The 17,677-nt window shown below is 58.7% G+C and carries 20 protein-coding genes; 1 reads left to right on the top strand and 19 read right to left on the bottom strand.

From position 1 onward, the window contains the following. Positions 1-76: 76 nt before the first annotated feature. From K5K95_RS14705 to K5K95_RS14615, 19 genes are all read right to left on the bottom strand, one after another. On the bottom strand, positions 77-613 hold the full coding sequence (locus K5K95_RS14705) for a lysis system i-spanin subunit Rz (RefSeq protein WP_222590007.1): 537 nt from the start codon (positions 611-613) through the stop codon (positions 77-79). Next, positions 595-1,158, bottom strand: coding sequence for a glycoside hydrolase family 19 protein (locus K5K95_RS14700; protein ID WP_222590006.1), 564 nt, complete (start codon positions 1,156-1,158; stop codon positions 595-597). The genes K5K95_RS14705 and K5K95_RS14700 overlap by 19 nt, the downstream gene beginning before the upstream one ends. Positions 1,159-1,222: 64 nt before the next feature. Then, a complete protein-coding gene (locus K5K95_RS14695; protein WP_222590005.1) occupies positions 1,223-2,239 on the bottom strand; it encodes a contractile injection system protein, VgrG/Pvc8 family in 1,017 nt (338 codons plus the stop codon). A gap of 9 nt (positions 2,240-2,248) precedes the next feature. Then, positions 2,249-2,461, bottom strand: a complete 213-nt coding sequence (locus K5K95_RS14690) for a tail protein X (RefSeq protein WP_222590004.1) — start codon at positions 2,459-2,461, stop codon at positions 2,249-2,251. Continuing rightward, a complete protein-coding gene (locus K5K95_RS14685; protein WP_222590003.1) occupies positions 2,454-2,837 on the bottom strand; it encodes a phage tail protein in 384 nt (127 codons plus the stop codon). Before K5K95_RS14685 ends, K5K95_RS14690 begins: the two co-directional genes overlap by 8 nt. Further along, positions 2,837-5,020: a phage tail tape measure protein gene (locus tag K5K95_RS14680; protein ID WP_222590002.1), complete on the bottom strand. Its 2,184-nt coding sequence runs from the start codon at positions 5,018-5,020 to the stop codon at positions 2,837-2,839. Before K5K95_RS14680 ends, K5K95_RS14685 begins: the two co-directional genes overlap by 1 nt. A 128-nt stretch (positions 5,021-5,148) precedes the next feature. Next, positions 5,149-5,730 (bottom strand): phage tail assembly protein, encoded by a 582-nt coding sequence (locus tag K5K95_RS14675; protein WP_222590001.1) that lies wholly within the window; start codon positions 5,728-5,730, stop codon positions 5,149-5,151. Positions 5,731-5,823: 93 nt separating this feature from the next. Then, entirely contained in the window at positions 5,824-6,330 is a 507-nt protein-coding gene (locus K5K95_RS14670) for a phage major tail tube protein (protein WP_222590000.1), read from the bottom strand. Next, complete coding sequence (locus tag K5K95_RS14665; RefSeq protein ID WP_222589999.1) at positions 6,330-7,496, bottom strand: phage tail protein; 1,167 nt, start codon at positions 7,494-7,496, stop codon at positions 6,330-6,332. Before K5K95_RS14665 ends, K5K95_RS14670 begins: the two co-directional genes overlap by 1 nt. A 2-nt stretch (positions 7,497-7,498) precedes the next feature. Further along, positions 7,499-7,684, bottom strand: coding sequence for a hypothetical protein (locus tag K5K95_RS14660; RefSeq protein ID WP_222589998.1), 186 nt, complete (start codon positions 7,682-7,684; stop codon positions 7,499-7,501). A 97-nt stretch (positions 7,685-7,781) separates the two neighbouring features. Continuing rightward, positions 7,782-8,186, bottom strand: coding sequence for a hypothetical protein (locus tag K5K95_RS14655; RefSeq protein WP_222589997.1), 405 nt, complete (start codon positions 8,184-8,186; stop codon positions 7,782-7,784). A gap of 10 nt (positions 8,187-8,196) precedes the next feature. Beyond that, positions 8,197-10,095 (bottom strand): phage tail protein, encoded by a 1,899-nt coding sequence (locus tag K5K95_RS14650; RefSeq protein WP_222589996.1) that lies wholly within the window; start codon positions 10,093-10,095, stop codon positions 8,197-8,199. Next, complete coding sequence (locus tag K5K95_RS14645; RefSeq protein ID WP_222589995.1) at positions 10,096-10,731, bottom strand: phage tail protein I; 636 nt, start codon at positions 10,729-10,731, stop codon at positions 10,096-10,098. Next, entirely contained in the window at positions 10,728-11,723 is a 996-nt protein-coding gene (locus tag K5K95_RS14640) for a baseplate J/gp47 family protein (RefSeq protein WP_222589994.1), read from the bottom strand. Before K5K95_RS14640 ends, K5K95_RS14645 begins: the two co-directional genes overlap by 4 nt. After that, complete coding sequence (locus K5K95_RS14635; RefSeq protein ID WP_222589993.1) at positions 11,720-12,052, bottom strand: phage baseplate protein; 333 nt, start codon at positions 12,050-12,052, stop codon at positions 11,720-11,722. Before K5K95_RS14635 ends, K5K95_RS14640 begins: the two co-directional genes overlap by 4 nt. Positions 12,053-12,062: 10 nt before the next feature. Further along, on the bottom strand, positions 12,063-12,674 hold the full coding sequence (locus K5K95_RS14630) for a phage baseplate assembly protein V (protein ID WP_222589992.1): 612 nt from the start codon (positions 12,672-12,674) through the stop codon (positions 12,063-12,065). 3 nt (positions 12,675-12,677) lie between these two features. Beyond that, positions 12,678-13,190, bottom strand: coding sequence for a hypothetical protein (locus K5K95_RS14625; protein ID WP_222589991.1), 513 nt, complete (start codon positions 13,188-13,190; stop codon positions 12,678-12,680). Positions 13,191-13,236: 46 nt separating this feature from the next. After that, the gene (locus K5K95_RS14620) at positions 13,237-13,587 is read right to left on the bottom strand and encodes a phage holin family protein (protein WP_222589990.1); all 351 of its coding nucleotides are present in this window, start codon (positions 13,585-13,587) and stop codon (positions 13,237-13,239) included. 502 nt (positions 13,588-14,089) lie between these two features. Next, positions 14,090-14,824 carry a helix-turn-helix transcriptional regulator gene (locus K5K95_RS14615; protein WP_222590345.1) on the bottom strand — a complete coding sequence of 245 codons (735 nt, stop codon included), beginning with the start codon at positions 14,822-14,824 and terminating at the stop codon, positions 14,090-14,092. Positions 14,825-15,024: 200 nt separating this feature from the next. On the opposite strand from K5K95_RS14615, the gene mutS reads away from it, so the two are divergent. Then, the gene (gene mutS / locus K5K95_RS14610) at positions 15,025-17,604 is read left to right on the top strand and encodes a DNA mismatch repair protein MutS (protein WP_222589989.1); all 2,580 of its coding nucleotides are present in this window, start codon (positions 15,025-15,027) and stop codon (positions 17,602-17,604) included. Positions 17,605-17,677 lie beyond the last annotated feature (73 nt).

Genomic DNA, 17,677 nt, shown 5'->3' with positions numbered 1-17,677 from the left:
TTCTCCTGATCGAGCGGAATGGGAACTACCGTACACGAGCAGATCGCGCTTGCAAGGCGCAGGGTTGATCAAAATGTTAGCGAGTGACGGCTCTGATATAAGCCTGACACGCTTGCAGGGCAATCAATCCGCTGTCACCGGCGTCGGTGATGGCGATAATTCGTTGAGCATGCGCCGGGTCAAGTCGGGCTCGCGCACCTCCATGATCCATGCCGCCGGCGCGGGAGGTGGCTGGCATTGAACAGCCTGAGGCGGCGTCATCGGCATCGAGGAGGACTGACAAGCGCACATCAGCAGTGGCAAGACGATCGCGCAAGCGACCTTGATCACGTTGGGCATCGCTAAGCGCTCGAAAATGGGTTTGTTCACTGTTTGAAAGACGCTGTTCAAGCGCCAGACGCTTGTCCTGCTCGGCCTGTTGCTGCGTTGCCGCAGCCTGCGCCAGCCGATTCAACGCCTCGGCGTGCACGCGAGCCTGTACCGCCAGTTGCCGGCCATACCGCCAATCCTGGAAGTGCCAGGCCAGCGCCGCCGAGCTTGCGGCCAACACAGCCAGAAACACAACAAGCCCAATTGCCCGGCAGGAAACCGGCGTCAGACCGAAGACTGGCATAGCACCGCCCTCGCCCGCGCCCACAACAACAGACGATCCTGCAGGCCGTTAAGCCCACCGTTGATGCGACGAGTGATGCTGTTGAACTGATCGCGGTCGGCCAGTTCGTTGAGGCCATTTTTTTGCCAGAACCACGCGGCGGATTCGGCGGCCCATTGGGGTTTTTCCAGGAGTTCTGGCAGAAACAGCAAACGGTCGTCGCCAAACAGTCCGAGGCTGCATTCACGGTAATTGTCGCGGCCGGTAATCTGGATCAGGCCCCTGCCGCGGTACTTTTGACCGTCACCGTCGGGTGCAGGCGTATTGCCCAAACGGGCGGCCAACGCGCCGGTATCGTATTTGCTCAGATATTGCTCGCTGCCAAGCTCGCGCACGTACTGTAACTGCCCGGATTCATGGCCGACTTGCGCGAGGAAAGCGGCAATGCGTTTCGGGGTGTTGATGTTGAAGCGAGCCATTGCGTTGTTGAGTGCGCAAATGAAAACGCCCGCTTGGGGGCGGCCGTTGGGCATGATGGTTTCCAGCAGTTGTTGCGTAACAGTCATGGTGACCTCCATGGAAAGGATGAAAAGTTGCTCGGCCGCCACCGGCAAAAATCACTTAATGTCCTTAGGACCGAGCGTCCAGGCAGGTCGCCTCGATTGAACAGCGATAGCTGTTCTGACGACTGCCACTGGCCGTAACTTTGTCGATCGACCAACGACCGCGCATGAAATCGGGCCACGTACTGTCCAGCAGCACCAGACCTTCGGCGGACAAACCTGGATTGCCGGGACAGTCGATCTTCACCTTCAATGCTTCACGCATCATCCGGCGCACCTCGCCCTCAGCGGCGGCCCGGGCGTCGTTTGCACTTTGATAGCGTTGACGAAGGGTCTTGAACGGCGCGATGCCGCTTTCCTCGACACGCACTTTCCCGGCGGCTGCATCCCACCAACTGGTCTTGCAGCCCTGGTATTTCGCCCGAGCGGTTTCTTCGAGGGTTGCCGCGATAAAAGCCTCCTCGCCCGGACGATTGTCAGTCGTCACGGAGAGCTTTATGTCCGGCATGACATTGCCCGACAGCGACTTCGCCTGCCCACGTCGCGCCAGCACATACAAATCATTGATCGGCTTGGCGACACCGTCATGGAGAGTGGCCAGGCGGGTCAGAAACCCCATGTCCGTCTCGTTGGACTGGTCGATGTGTTCAATCTGGATCTGCGCCAGTTCAGGGGCGACGCGCGGTGAAAATCCGTGCCTGGACGTCAACTGGCGAAACAGCGTCCCCACGGTGGTCGGACCATGGCTGACGGATCGCCGTTGCTTGAAGCCGGTTTCATCCGCAGCACTGAACGGTGCCGCCGTGGCCACCAGCGTCATACGCAAGGGAAACAGCGTCGGCGTGCGCCGGGTGATCACGAATTCGCCTTTATCAACCAGACCCGATTCCACATAGCCCACTCGCAAGCCGATTTTTCCGCCCAGGCTCGGCAATCCTTCGAGTCCATCCAGATTAATGGTCAGCGTCAGTTGATCGGACTCTATCCCCGCCGCATCGATGTGCTGCCATGAAATCAATCGCTCGTTGAGCAGCGCAGCATTCGCGCCGTAAATCTCCACCGAGGGTGTGAAACCAAGTGACATGCCGCCTCCTTAATCCCAGGCCGAAGCCGGCTTGGGTGCAATGGGTTTTGAGTCCAGCTCGGGCAGGAGCACCCGCACACCCGCCGGCAATACCGGACCATATTCGGCAAGCCCCGGATTGAGGCGCCAAAGCGACTCCTCTGCGGCATCGTCACAGCGCTGAAGCGCCCGGTAGAGCAACAGATTCACCGAATCACCGGCGATACTTCGAACATTACGCATTGGCGAACTCCAACAAATCGATGAACCAATCGACCACCATCGCGGTGCCGTCATCAATCACGTTCGACTGGGTTTCGGACACCGTGATGATCTGCCATAGCCCCCAATTGCGACCGATGCCGTCAACCAACGGCACAGGGACACGCAGCGCCTGCAATGCACGCAACTCATCAAGCCGATCCATGGCCGTCGTGTACATCGATTTGCCCGTTATCTTCAGGGTTTGCAGGCCTTGGCCGGTCTGACTGGAGATGGGTTTGCCGGTGGCAGCGTCGACGCTCTGCCAGCCACCGTCCGCTCCGCGCATCAAGTTGTGGTAAGCGAAGTTTCTGGACAGGCCGAAAATGAAAGTGCCCAACACCATTTGCTGACGCATCAGCTACCTCCATCGGTCAGGGCCGCGTCACTTCGCATGGCGAGTGAGTTGGGCAGGGTCATAAGTCCGAATTGGCCCGTGATCTGTTGCACAACCAGATTCGCCAACTGACTGGCGCTGGCCTGATCCTGGCCATTGATGTAAATGTTCGCCGTCATCGAGTTCTGCTGACTGCTCGTTTGGGCACTAGTCAGGTCTTTGCTGACCTGGTCCGGTGCGGCGAGTTGGTCGGCAGGTGCGGCAAGTTTTTCGCCCAGCCATTCCCCTCCCCAACTGCCTGCCATGCCGCCCAACAAACCACCAATCACTCCACCGACTGCCGTGCCCAGAATGGGCACGACGCTGCCGATCATTGCACCGGCAGCGGCACCGGCATACGTCCCCGCTAGCCCGCCACCTGCGGAGCCCAGCGCCCCGCTGACAGCTTTGGTGTTTCCCTCCTCCAGGCCTTTGACGACATCGTAGCCAGCGCTGAGCAGCCTCAGTGGTGCGATCCGTTTAGTGACCGCCGAACCCATTTTAGCGGCGCTCAGCAAGCGACTTCTTGTCGACATGCGTGGCAGTTTTGGCGCAGGTTTGCTCGAGCTTTTACCCGGAGTTGCGCCTTTTTCTTGACTGGCTCCCAGATTCTTCCTTTTGCCCTTGCGAGCTCGCTCCTTCACGTCAACCGTTGCGTCAGACACCTCGGGAATCGGTCGCGCACCGGCCAGAACCAAAAGCCTGGTCGCCGCGGCGGTGATGGCGGAGGCCATTGCGACCTTGATTTCTGCGCCGCGCGCCACTGCGAGTACTCCGGCTAGCACAAGCAATCCTGCTGTGGTTTTAGGCTGTGCTTCAGCAACGCTACTCAAGCCATCGGCCAAGGCGCCTAGCGATACCATCAAGCCGTCGGTCAACGGTGCGAGAGCATTGCCTCCCGCCGCCAACATCCGGTTGTTACTCGCATCGAGTGCGTTCCACCGCCCTTGAGAGGTTTCTCCCAGCGCTTCGGCGGTTTTCGCGACGGAGCCTGTGAACGTTGGCAGTGCCCCGTCTTTGGTTCTCTCGGACACCAGCAAAAGAGCATTCCGGGCATCTTCCGGCTTCTTCAACAGCTCAAGAATCCCCGTGTTATCGTCGAACAGTGTTTTAGTCAGCGACTGCTGTTCTTTTGGGGATTTGCTGCTCAGAGCTTCAAGTACCTGATTGATCGTTCCGAGGGCGTCAGTGCGCAGGCCGTCCGCTATCATTGCGGGACTGAATTTTGGGTTAAGTTCCGCCCAGGCCTTACGTTGCTCCGGTGAAGCCGTGTCCCCTTTGGCCAACCCGGTGGTGAAGCTCTTCAAAGCCACACCGGCGCCGGCCTTGTCCACACCGCTATTCAAGAACGCTGCAGCGAGGGCCGCTACTTGTTCAGGCAACAAGCCCGAAGCAATGCCAGCTTCACCACTCTGTTGCACGACTGAGCCGATATCGGCTGCATTGACATTCAAACCACTGTTGCCAAGGTGGTTGGTCGCATCTGCCAGATTCTGGCTTTGGACCCGATCCAGCTTCATCGAAGAGCGCCAACCCAGCAGCATCTCGCTGGCGGCCTTGATATCGAGGTTGAATGCCGACGCCATCACCGCGCTATCGCGAGTGAAATTCAGTAATGCCTCCTGTTTTTGGGATGGCTCAAGCCCACGCCCGACCCCCGACTTCGCCGCCGCCAATTCGACCTGAGCCAGTTGAACCACCGTTGCCCCACTCGGGGCGACCTGCTTGTCAGTGGCCATATCTTGAGTGGCTTTCGACAAATTCTGTAACTGGGCATCGTCCAGTTTCAGTACCTGATTAAGCTCGACCATCGCGAACTCTGTCGCCATCGCAGACTTGAGCATGGCTGGCGGGGCTCGCTGGTCGACCTCGGCCTTGAGCTTCGACTTCGCCTCGCTGGGTGACGCAGGGGCCGATGCGTTCGTTTTGAGCAGCGACTGCTGCGACGAAAGGGTGCTGTTCAACGATGCCAAGGTTTCGCGCAGCTTTTCCTGCGCGTCTACCAACAGATGGATGTCGAGGCTCGCTGTGGTGAGTGCCAGGTTCAGGCCTGACAAAGGATCTGCGCTACCAGCAAGCCCCGACATTTTTGATGCACTGCCGAGTTGCGGCAGCTCAATTCGATTTATTTCCGCACCGGGCGGCGAATATTTGCTCTCGGCCATCCCGTTCTACTCCTTTTTCACGCCAAGGCGAGTGATCGCTATGTCGTATCGGCGCAATGCCTTGCCGGCGTCCCATTCCAGAATTTCCGCCTCACTTATCGAGTAAATGAGCGGCACGACATCGAGGATTACTTCGATGTCGCGCTCCGAAAGAAGTCCGCCGGTTTGTTTAAAAAATCGTCGATGCGTACCTGAAGCTGTGTCCAGTCGGGCACGGTCAACAGGTCCAGGTCGGGAAGCATCAAGCCGGTGCAATGGGCGGTGATGAACTCGGCGCGTTCCTTGGCCGTTTTCAGTTTTTTCATCGCCTTGGTGGCGCGCAGGACCGGCATTTCCAGGGTGAGCGAAGTCAGGCTGCGTCCCGCTGCATTGAGCGGTTGCAGCAGTTGCACTTGATCGGGATCGTCCACGGCTACGGCTTCGATATCCGGCTGTAAAAAATATGACGCCGGACGGGTCGACATCTCATGCACGTACTGCGCGATGCTCACGTAGTCCGGGCGTTTGAGCTGGTCGAGTTCCTTGACCGAAAGACCGGTGGCTAATTTGGCCAGTTCGAAAAACTGGTCGTCCTCATCGTCGCCGGCACGGGCCAGGGCCTCTTTCTGTGCGGCGTAGTACAACGGTTTGAGTTGAATCTGTTCGATGGCCGACTGATCGTCGCCGGTGATCGGCGACAACAGGGCATGAACGGGAGGTGTCCAGGACATGAAATGAATTCCTTGGGTGTGCAACCTGTGGGAGCCGGCTCGCTCTCCACAGGGACTGCGTTTAGCTGAGTTGTATTGAGGTAGTGCGAGGGGTTATGTGATCAGCACTGCGCGACGGGCATCACCGATAATATCCACGCCGTTGAGCATGAACTTCTGGGTACGCACGTCGATGTCGATCACCGGAATGCCGTTTTCGAGACGGTTGTAGGTGCGGCAGGAAAGTTCGAGGGTGCTCTTGGGTTTATCGCCCATTTTGAGGACGGCTTCCTCAAGGGATTTCAACTTGCCGCCAACGGTGTGATAGGTGAACCAGGTGTTACCGTCCTGATCCTGGCCAGCTTCACGCACGTTCAGCAGAATGTCGTCGCCCAGCTTCACGCCCAGGGCGAGCATGATCTCTGGTCCGGCACCTTGCAGGATCAACTTGGAGGTCAGCACTTTGCCGCTCTTGGCCATTTCCTCGGCGATGAAGCGTCCGCCGGTCATCGGTTCCATATCGAACTCGATCTTCGGCGGGGTGAACTCTTCCACGGTCGCCGACAACGGCAGGCCTTGCAGGGTGGCCGCGATGGCCTGTCTTACACGGTTGGTAAACATTAGAGAACATCCTCCAGGAACTGCTCGATGATTTCATCGCGGGCGTTGAGTTGATAAACCATGTGTTCGTTTGGCGCGTAACGGCCGAAGTCGATGACGATGAACCATGTGCCGTTTTTGTACTTCTCGACGCTGTTCAATTCCGGGTGCAGGTACACGCTGCCGCCAGGGATGGTTTCGTCGGCGACCAGGGTTTGCAGCCAGTCATTGATGCGCTTGACCTCCTGATCCATGAACGACTTGGTCAGGTTCTTGGCCATGGCTTTCTGGCCGGCCTTCACCAGCTTGCGGCTAATCGCATCTTCAAGGCCGACGTAGCTGATGAACTTGCCGGTGATGGAGCGGTTACCCAGCAGCGAGAAGCCACCGAGGACAGTGCGGGCGTAGTAGCTGATGCCGTAGCGGTTGAGCAGATCGCCTTCGGTGGAGGTGTCGAGAATGTTGTATTCCACGACTCGCGACACGTCTTCGGCGTAGGTCACCTGGTTGCCCGGGCTCTCCCACTGCTTGACCTTGGCAAGCGCGGCAATGGCCAGGCTCGATGGCGACAGGAAGACGTTTTTCTTCGCCGCCTTGGAGTAAACGGCCGGCATGTTGTGCACGACCAGGCAGCGGTCGAAACCGAGGTCTGCACCGCCCAGTTCCTGGCTGTAAGTCACTTGATCAGCGACCGAGGCGTCCTTGCCGTCGAGCACCACCCGCGCCTTGATGCGCTTGCCGAACGAGGCGAACTCGCTGGCCACGGCTTTGGTGCCGGTGAAGCCTGGTGCGCCGATGATGGTCAGGTCTTCCGGCACACCGCTCAGTGCGGCCAGGCCGAGTTTGCGACCGGTCACTGGCTCGATGCCGCCAATCACGTTGTTGATGGTGTCAGCCGGGGCCGCGCCCTCTTCGACGATGACCACGTAGACCGGCACCTTGACCACTTTCAGAATCTGGAACACCGCGTGGAACAAGGTGCCCGATTCAGTGCCGGTCGGATCGAGCAGCGCCTGGGTGGTGAAGCTGTTAATGCGGAACGGGGAGTTACGCGGAATCAGCGGATCGGCCTTCGGCGCGGTGCCGATCAAGCCAATGACGTTGTCACCGAGACCACCCATGGCCTCGGGGGATTCGGAAGCATTGACGGTAATGCCGTTGTGCTCGAAGTTCAAAACCTCAGCCATGGTTATTCAGCCTTCTTGGCAGCGGCCGGTTCGGCCTGGGTGGATGTGGATTTCAGCTCCAGGCGACCGGCACTTAGCAGCGCATTGGCTTCGACGTCGAGCAGGTCGAGCTCCTGGCCAGCGGTCGACCAGTGACCACGCCCGACAGGGAATGGGACGAGGACGGTGTAGGTTTGGCGTTCTGCCATTTTGGGTTTCTCCATAAACGAAAAAGCCCCTTGGTTTTAAGAAGGGGCTGTTGGGTGTAAATAGCGGATAAGAAAACGCCCCGACGGTGCGGGGCGTTTATTCGGTTGCTTCAGCGGCGGACGCCACCCACGGGAATTCTTGCTGGATTTCATTAAACCGCCGCACTCCATTAGCACGGATTACTTCCCAGCCAGGCTCTCCCATCGTCTCCATTCGCTGCGCCTGGGCGAAGAATCGATCCGAACCGGTGATCGGGTTGCCATAAGCCCGAAGGCGCAGAGCTTCGACTTCCTCGCTGGTGTACTCAGGGTGCTGCAACGCGGGAAATGGATCCTTCGAAATTACACCGTCATAACCCTGCTTCCACACACCATCTAACTCTTGGGTAATCCGCATCCAAAGGCTTTCATCAACCTCCACAGCATCCTCAGGAATATCATTCACTCCAAGAATCAGACGGGATTTGAGAACACCCGCCGTATCAAATGTTACGAACTTCATGCCGTATCCCTCAGTACCCAATTGAAAACCAGTAAAAATTGGTAGCTGTTTGCGCAGGCGACCCCGTTACCCCGGAACTAACACCAACAGCCGTGAATCCGGTCTTAGTCGGGAGCGCTGTATACTCGATAACATCAGCTGCGCCACTAACGTTGAACGGCGTAGCTTGAATACCAAAGCAAGCATTCGGGTAGCTCAATGGAAACGGAACAACCGTTGCCCCCAATGGGATCGTGGAATAACCCCATTGAATAATGAAACCTCCCAACCATGTCGGGAAAACCACGTAACCATTTGCGGCCTTGAGAATCTGGAATCCCCAACAAAGTTTTTTCGGCGTCACGATTGTGTTGTCATCGGCACCGGCATCGGTAAACGCTTGAGTTGCGATCTTGGCCGTACCACGATTGATTTCAGTAGCTTGCACAGCCAGCGCCTGCAACGCTGCGACATCGATGTTTCCCTGATTGATCGGCGCGTTCCAGGCCTTGATGCACCACAAGACGGCCAGGTTACGGGGACGCGTTTCTACGGAGGTGCGCGCCACTTTAGAAGCATCAAAATTCACGCCGTGGTAGGCGCCTTTCTGGTTGAGCGGATTTGTGGACGCGCTAAAGTTGCTTAACGTGAACGCGCCACCTGCCGTGGTGATATCGAGAAAGCCGTCAAACGTACCGGTGATGTTCTGTAAGGTATCAACCTGATAACTACCGATTGTTCGACCGCCATCAATACCGCGGCCATGATCCCAGCCGCGCAGAAACTCGCCACGTGACTCAGGCAAACGGAAGTTGCTGGCGCCCTCGCCGCCCGTATTGAAGGTAGGGCCCAGATACGCGTACAAATCCGGGTAAGTCGCGATGCTCTGTACGCTGCCATCAATTTCAAGGAAGCCCGGTGGCACGGTGGTCTTTGGAAAGGCGACCACAGCGCCCACTGGAAGAGCCGAAGCCTGCGCAATCATCGCCTCAATTTCAGCCTTGGTGTACGTGTCCTTGATGCCAAACCCCGCCAAAGTTTCCGGATTCGTCCCCGCCGTGGCACGCCCATACTTATCGACCGTCAGACTCTTGTAAGTACCAGCCTGAATTCCCGTCCTGCCGGCGAGCATTTCAAAGCTCAGCGAAGTAGTGCCCAGCGTTATCGGGCCATTCGTGACCAAGTGCCAAAGAGAATCCGCGTTAGCAGTGCCCTCTTCGACCATTACCGTCAGGCCCGGCGTTACCTTGGCGCTGGTGTTGGCGTCGACCGAACGTACCCACGCGCCGTTAGCCGCGACATAAATACCGTTATCTTTCGCCGCCGTTTGCGCCACCGCCAGCACACGCTGTCCAGACAGCACCGCGACGCCGTCGATTTGCTGCGCACCACTCAATACAATGTTTTCCGTGGTTGCCACACGAACCGATTGCTTGCCGTCGAGCTTGGCCAACTCATCGGCGAGATAACCCATCACCCACGCACGCGTCGCCCTAACAACCGTATCGTCAATCAACAACGTCACCAACGACGCATTACTGGTCTCGAAAATCGAGCGAATGTAAAACTCTTTCCCCGAACCCGACGTCGCCAAAACCGGTTTGAACGATTCCGGGTATTTGACGATGGCGTACAGAATCCCAGTATCTGTCCAGATCCCGGCCTCGCGCACATACCAGCCGCCAACATCCGGTGGGATGGTCACTTCAGCCAGCAACCAGCTCGGATTTTTCTCATCCTGGAACAGTGCATTGAGCGGCCCGCGCCAGACTTCGCGCTTGAGCGCGGTGTCGGTTGCCGCCGGGTTGTAAACTGCACCACCGCCGTCACCGACGGAAATCTGCGACAGCTTGATCGGTGTGCCCGCCGCCTTGCAGGCAGTTTCGTAGGCAATCCCCGCATTGGTAAGCAGGGTGTAATAGTCGGCCATTTAGGACCCCTGAGGATAAATAGTGGAGGTTTCGACGGCGTAGAGCCCGGCCGCCATAAAGACCTGACCTGAGGCTTCGAGCCCTTCGATGACAATCGGATAAATCGTGGCCAGCTCGCCGCACACAGTGGCGGCACCGATGACGTGATGACCGAAGGCGCTCAGGCCTACGGAGATTTTCAAGGTGTCGCGTTCGCTTTTGGCGTCCGCCAGGCGTCGATCAAGACGCGCATCGATTTCTTCGCTGTAAGGCTGTTCGGTAAAAGCCCTGACGGAAAAGCTGTAAGGCTGACCGGGTGGCGATTGCTCGTACCAGGCACGCACGTCGGGTTGCAGCTGCAAACCTTTGGCGGCGTTTTCCAGTGCTTTGCGAGTACCTGCCTGCCGCGCGGTTGCCCAGGCGAGCTCTACCGTTAAACGCTTTTCCGCTTCGGGTGCTTCGGAGCTCCACTCGCTGACACCGCGATCCGCGCCGAGGTACGGCAAGAACGCCAATGGTGTTTCGCCGGGGTTCATCAACGCTGGAAACGGCGGCGTTATGCGCTCAAGTAGTTTGCCGAACGCGAGATCCAGCGCCCTCTCCAGCGGTGAACTGTTGGCCGGGAGCAGACTCGGCCCAGGTGTGTCGTCACTCATAACGTATCCACCTCGACCTCGACCCCCGTGCAAAAGGGCGCCTGGAAAGCTGTCGTCACAATTGGCGCCAGCGGTTCAAGGATTTGCAACTGAACCGCACCGGCGTTGTGCAGCGTGTAGTCGATCCAGCTCGGATCGACTCGCCCTTCGAGGCGATGACAGGAATCGGCATAGGCCTGCAACTGTTGCTGCACGGCGACCTTGGTCAGCCCGGAATCGGGACCGGCGTTGATTTTCGCCACCACACGAATTTTGTAGGTCTTGATTTGCGCGCCCTGGACGGTCACCAGGTCTGTTTCGGGCCGCACATCAGGCCGGGCGAAATGCTGGCGAACGCCGTTGAGCAGATCGCCGGACGGCGTGCCATCGCCCTCACGCGCCAACACAGTGACCATCACTTCGCCAGGCGCGGTGCGACGCCCGTTGCCATCCTTGACCTGCGCGGCATAGCCGTCCGGGTTGAAGGTGTACGTGACCGTCACCACGCCCGCCGCCGCCGTTTCGACCTTCACCGCAGGCCGTTCACCCAGGGTGAAAACTTCCCGGCGATACTGCATCCGTGAACCGGCCGCCGGGGCATGGGGTGCCAGGTAATAACGCAACCGGGCGTCGTCATCGCTTTCAAAAACCGCGGGAACGGGCGGGAACGCCGCCGGATCGCCCGGGTCCAGCAATTGACGCTCAAGCCCCATGTCCGCCAAGCGTGCATCGAGGTTGCTGCCGGTGGCCCACCACGCCAGCATTTGCTTGATCCGGGCGTTGTATTTGCGCTCGTGGGTCTGCAGCCGCACACAAAAGGCCTCGAGGGCCAGTGTCAGCAATTCGCTTTCATTTTCCAGACTGTCCTTGAGCTTCGCCGCGCTCTCGGGAGAACGGGCGCCGACGTATTCAACGACGAAGGTCTTGAACTCTGCGAGCAGGTCCTCAAACGCCTCGACGGTGACGATGGCCGGCTCGGCCAACTGATTCTGGCCGGGGATCAACATACTCATGTCACCACCTCGAAGGTTTGTTGACGGTTTTTCCAGGTGCCGGCGAAGCGCAGCAACAATCCCGCCCCCTGCCGGCTGGCCACAATGACTTGCGGTTGAAAATCGCCGATGCCGTTCTGCTTGTTGTAAAACGCTTGCGCCGCATGGCTCTGGGCAAGCATCAGCACGTCGTCGCCGAGGTTTTGGCCCAAGAGATTCGGGATCAACGAGCCGTACAAAGGACGCTTCTGCCGAGTGCCCAAAGGCGTGGTCAGCGCTCGGGTCGCGCGCTGCACAAATTGCGGCCAGTCATCGACTGATGCGCCGGTGTTTCTATCGATTCCTATCATGGAAAACTCTTTAGGCAGTGCTAATGACTCGACCCTGGTGATCCACCAAGGGGCCGCTCAGGTGCACACCGGATGCGTCGAGCAGTAAACCGCTCGCGCCCAGTTGCAGTTGGATCGCCTCAGGCGTCATGACCAACCGGGCCGGGCCGATGCTCAGTTCGAGCGATTCGCGAGAACCGGTGAAGGTTGTCGGGCCGTTTTGCCAGTGCAGAGCATGACTGGCGTCGTCGTAGCCACTTTCGGTGCCGTCCTGATAGCGGCGTCGCGTCAGCGAAGCCTGCGTTGAGGCCGGCGGAAACTGACCACCATTGAGACCGAACAGTGCAACGGACTGACCGCTGCTATCGCCGCCGCCATGGTTCAGCAGCACGCACTGTTCACCGATGGAGGGAATGCGTGACTCGCTTTGTGCGCCGGCGCTCGGGTTAAAGAATCTGATAGCGGGGCTCAGTAGCTCACCGTGGCGAACCCTGCACGTGTTGCTGGCCGCATCGACTTCCTCGCACACGCCAATCCGGCAGAGACTGTCGGTACGCCGATTCAGGTCTTCAATCTCGGTTTGCATCTGCGCCAGACGTTCGATGATCGGGCCCAAGTGCTGACTGATAAGGACATCGAACATGGATTACCCCTCCAGTGCCTGGTATTGGTCTGGATCGTCGATGTTCGACACCTCCCAGGTACGGGCAAATTTAGGCGTGCCCACGGGGTCGTCCTGCAGCAATGGCCCGAGGTACAAAGTCTGGGTAAATGAAACGGTCCAGGTGTTGTATTCCCGGGCGCCGCTGATGAACGTCGAGGCAATGCCATCAATGTTCAACGGCAGATCGCACTGATCGCCGGGCAGTTTCCAGCGGTTATCAGTGACCAGGTTTTTCAATTCGCTGCCCAGATCGCAGGCTGCCAGGCCGGAAACGGGCGACACGACTTGCAGCGAAACCGTCAGCGCATGAGCAATGCGCCCGTCATTGGCCCGACTGCCCGGCGCATCGTGCTGGAGTACAATCAAAACCCAAGCGAGATTATCTGTGCTGTCGAAATCTTGAGGACTCCCGACATTCAAGCCGGGAAGGGCTATGCGCAACGCCTCGGCAATGGCCGAAAATAGCTGTGAAGGTTTTTCGATGACGACCGGCATTAATGGCCTCCTGTCAGAGTTGAATGTGAGGGTTCGAGATGTCGCCTCACTGTTGATCAGGGCGAGATTCGCGCGGCGGTACTTCGCAAACACCAATCCGCTTGGCCGCCCAGCGCTCATAAAGGCCAATCGCAACGTCCGCCCCGGCCATCGCCGTCAGGCAACCAAACGCGCAGGCAGCCCAGATCGACACGCCGGCGGCGTACAGCAGCATGATTGCCGAGACCCCGCAGATGACGCAGGCCCCGGAACGCAGGGCCAGGCGCCGCAGCAGCGCCCAGCCTCGGGCGCCGTCCTTGTCGGCGCGCCACATTTCGCCGGACACCCCGCCCACCAGGGCGAGGACGATGACAAGCCAGATCGGCATGTCCAGCAACGCTTGTTGCTCGTTTGTCATGTCACGCCTCCTGGGGTGATTGATGAGTGATGTGTTTGTGTTTGAACCGGTGCCGATTGAGAAATCGGCGACAGGTAGGCATTCCAAAAAGCCCGGTATTACTCCGGGCTTTTCAGTAATGCGGTCCTGCTGACCTTTCGGCGCTACTGGCGCGGTACGAGTCCATTCGAATTGTTTTTCCGACCGCGGTCCCTGCCCGCCGGATAACTGCTTCTGGTGCTTTACGCTGCACACCCGGGTCAGTTGCCAACCCTCTGAACCGTTGAGGCCGGTTCATCGCTGCCTTTTTGGTGGAACTAAAGAGCTTCGTTTCGAGCTGCTTTGTTGAGCGGCTTGAGGCAAAGAATATGCATGGATGCATATACAGTCAATGCACAAATGCATTTATTTATGCATTTGAATTGCGCTGATGCATGATAAGCCTGCAAACAAAGGCGCTGATGGCTTTCGGAAGGCGAAAAAAAACCCGCTCGATGGCGGGTTTTATCTGACAGTGATGAGGTTAACGGGCGTACATGCCCCACCAGAAGACGTGACCGAGGATGACGATTTGCTCTTCCTGGATTTCCTGGAAGGTGTAGTCCTCGTCCGGGTGTTCATCGCGATTGAAGCTGCGCAGGCGAATGCCGGTCGGCAGGCGATACAGCTGCTTAACCCGCAACTGGCCGTTGTGGTTGATGGCATAAAGATCGCCGTCGACGATGTCGCCAATCGCGCACTTGCCGGCATTCACCCCGACAGTGGCACCATCGCGCAACACCGGCAGCATACTGTTGCCACGCACCGTCACGCATTTGGCCTGGTCGAACTGCACACCGTTGTGACGCAGACTGCGCTTGCCGAAGCGCAGGCTAGAGCGCTCGCTCTCTTCGATGACGAATCTTCCTGATCCAGCAGCCAATTCAACCTCGCGAAGAAAGGGGACGGACACTTCGTCGTCATCGACGGGCGTATCGTCGTCCCACAGACTTATGTCCTTGAGTTCGGAATGCAATTGATCGCGCCCGGCATTGGCGGTGGTCGCGACATCCGCGCGCCCGCGCAACTGATCGGTGCTCACGGCGAAGTACTCGGCGATTTTCGAGATGTGTTTATCCGAAGGATCGACGATCTTCCCGCTGAGGATCCGCGAGAGCGTGGATTGAGGCACGCCGGTGCGACGGTGAAGCTCCGTGGGGGAGATCCCGTGCTGATCGAGCAGCGCTCTTAAGACGGTAGAAACATTGCGTTTTTGCATAACGCGCATAGTGCTTGATCTTTTTTACGAAGACAAATGCTGTTTTGCATAAATCATGCATAGACAACCGAAAAGACCGGCGAGGCGTTCATGCCTGCGTCGAGCGGACTGCCCATGTTAATCTTGCGCCCATTGCGCAAAAGCCGGCCGATGCCTCTTCCTTTGCCCTACACCTTTGAACGAGTTTTCCTGAATTCCCGATGAATAAAGCCCTCTCCGACCTGTCCTCCCACACGCCAATGATGCAGCAATACTGGCGCCTGAAGAACCAGCACCCCGATCAGCTGATGTTCTATCGCATGGGCGACTTCTACGAGATCTTCTACGAAGACGCGAAGAAGGCCGCCAAGTTGCTGGACATCACCCTGACGGCCCGTGGGCAATCGGCGGGGCAGGCGATTCCGATGTGTGGGATTCCTTACCACGCGGCTGAAGGTTACCTGGCGAAACTGGTCAAGCTGGGCGAATCGGTGGTGATCTGTGAGCAGGTCGGCGACCCGGCCACCAGCAAAGGGCCGGTGGATCGTCAGGTGGTGCGGATCATCACGCCGGGTACGGTCAGTGATGAAGCGCTGCTCGATGAGCGCCGGGACAACCTGATCGCGGCGGTACTGGGTGACGAGCGTCTGTTCGGCCTGGCTGTGCTCGATATCACCAGCGGCAACTTCACCGTGCTGGAGATCAAAGGCTGGGAAAACCTGCTGGCAGAGTTGGAGCGGGTCAATCCGGTGGAGCTGATGATCCCGGATGACTGGCCGAAAGATTTGCCGGCGGAAAAACGTCGTGGGGTTCGTCGCCGTGCGCCGTGGGATTTCGAGCGCGACTCGGCGTTGAAAAGTCTTTGCCAACAGTTCTCCACCCAGGACCTGAAAGGTTTCGGCTGCGAGAACCTGACCCTGGCCATCGGCGCGGCCGGTTGCTTGCTCAGTTACGCCAAGGAAACCCAGCGCACCGCCCTGCCCCACCTTCGTAGCCTGCGCCATGAACGCCTGGATGACACCGTGGTGTTGGACGGCGCGAGCCGCCGCAATCTGGAGCTGGACACCAACCTGGCCGGTGGTCGAGACAATACGCTGCAATCGGTGGTCGATCGCTGCCAGACGGCCATGGGCAGTCGTTTGCTGACTCGCTGGCTGAACCGTCCTCTGCGCGATCTCACTGTATTGCTGGCGCGCCAGACGTCGATCACTTGCCTGCTCGACGGTTACCGTTTCGAAAAACTGCAACCGCAGCTCAAGGAAATCGGCGACATCGAGCGGATTCTGGCGCGGATCGGTTTGCGTAACGCCCGTCCTCGGGACTTGGCGCGTCTGCGCGATGCACTCGGCGCACTGCCAGAGCTGCAAGCGGCGATGACCGAGCTCGAAGCGCCGCACATCATTCAACTGGCGAAGACCACCAGCACCTACCCGGAACTCGCGGCGCTGCTGGAAAAAGCCATCATCGACAATCCACCTGCGGTCATCCGTGACGGCGGTGTGTTGAAAACCGGTTACGACAGCGAACTCGACGATCTGCAATCGCTCAGCGAGAACGCCGGGCAGTTCCTGATTGATCTGGAGGCACGCGAGAAAGCTCGCACCGGTCTGTCGCACTTGAAGGTCGGGTACAACCGCATTCACGGCTACTTCATCGAACTGCCGAGCAAGCAGGCCGAGTCGGCACCGGCCGATTACATTCGCCGCCAGACGCTCAAAGGTGCCGAGCGCTTCATTACGCCGGAACTCAAAGCGTTCGAAGACAAGGCATTGTCGGCAAAAAGCCGTGCGCTGGCCCGCGAGAAGATGCTGTACGAAGCGCTGCTCGAAGACCTTATCGCCCAACTGCCACCGTTGCAGGACACTGCCGCGGCACTGGCCGAACTGGACGTGCTGAGCAACCTGGCTGAGCGCGCGCTGAACCTGGACCTGAACTGCCCGCGCTTCGTTGATGAGCCGTGCATGCGTATCACCCAGGGTCGTCACCCGGTGGTCGAGCAAGTGCTGACCACGCCGTTCGTGGCCAACGACCTGAGCCTCGACGACAACACGCGCATGCTGGTGATTACCGGTCCGAACATGGGCGGTAAATCCACTTACATGCGCCAGACCGCGTTGATCGTGTTGCTGGCGCATATCGGCAGTTTCGTGCCGGCAGCCAGTTGCGAATTGTCCCTGGTGGACCGGATCTTTACCCGGATCGGCTCCAGCGATGACCTGGCCGGTGGACGGTCGACTTTCATGGTCGAAATGAGCGAAACCGCGAACATTCTGCACAACGCCACCGAACGCAGCCTGGTGCTGATGGACGAAGTCGGTCGCGGCACCAGCACCTTCGACGGCCTTTCGCTGGCCTGGGCGGCGGCGGAACGTCTGGCGCATCTGCGCGCTTACACACTGTTCGCCACCCACTACTTCGAGCTGACGGTGCTACCAGAGGCGCAACCACTGGTGGCCAACGTTCACCTCAATGCCACCGAGCACAACGAGCGCATCGTGTTCCTGCACCACGTTCTGCCCGGCCCTGCCAGCCAGAGCTACGGCCTGGCGGTTGCGCAGCTGGCAGGCGTGCCAAGTGAAGTGATTGTGCGCGCTCGTGAGCATTTGGGCCGCCTGGAAGCCACCGCACTGCCCCACGAAGTGCCCAAGCCCGCCAAAGGCAAACCGGCCGCGCCGCAGCAAAGCGATATGTTCGCCAGTCTGCCGCATCCGGTGCTCGATGAACTGGCTAAACTTGATCTGGACGACATGACGCCGCGTCGCGCACTAGAAATGCTCTATACACTAAAGACACGGGTCTAACGCACTTGCCTGCAAGCTGTTAGAATCTCGCGCGGTTTGGGATGCTGCTGGCTAATAGCCTGGCCTGCAGATT

The organism is Pseudomonas sp. DR48 (assembly GCF_019823085.1).
In the GTDB taxonomy this organism is placed as follows: Bacteria; Pseudomonadota; Gammaproteobacteria; order Pseudomonadales; family Pseudomonadaceae; genus Aquipseudomonas.
Note: the sequence above shows the minus strand (reverse complement) of the source record. Positions and strands in the feature narration are given on the sequence as shown.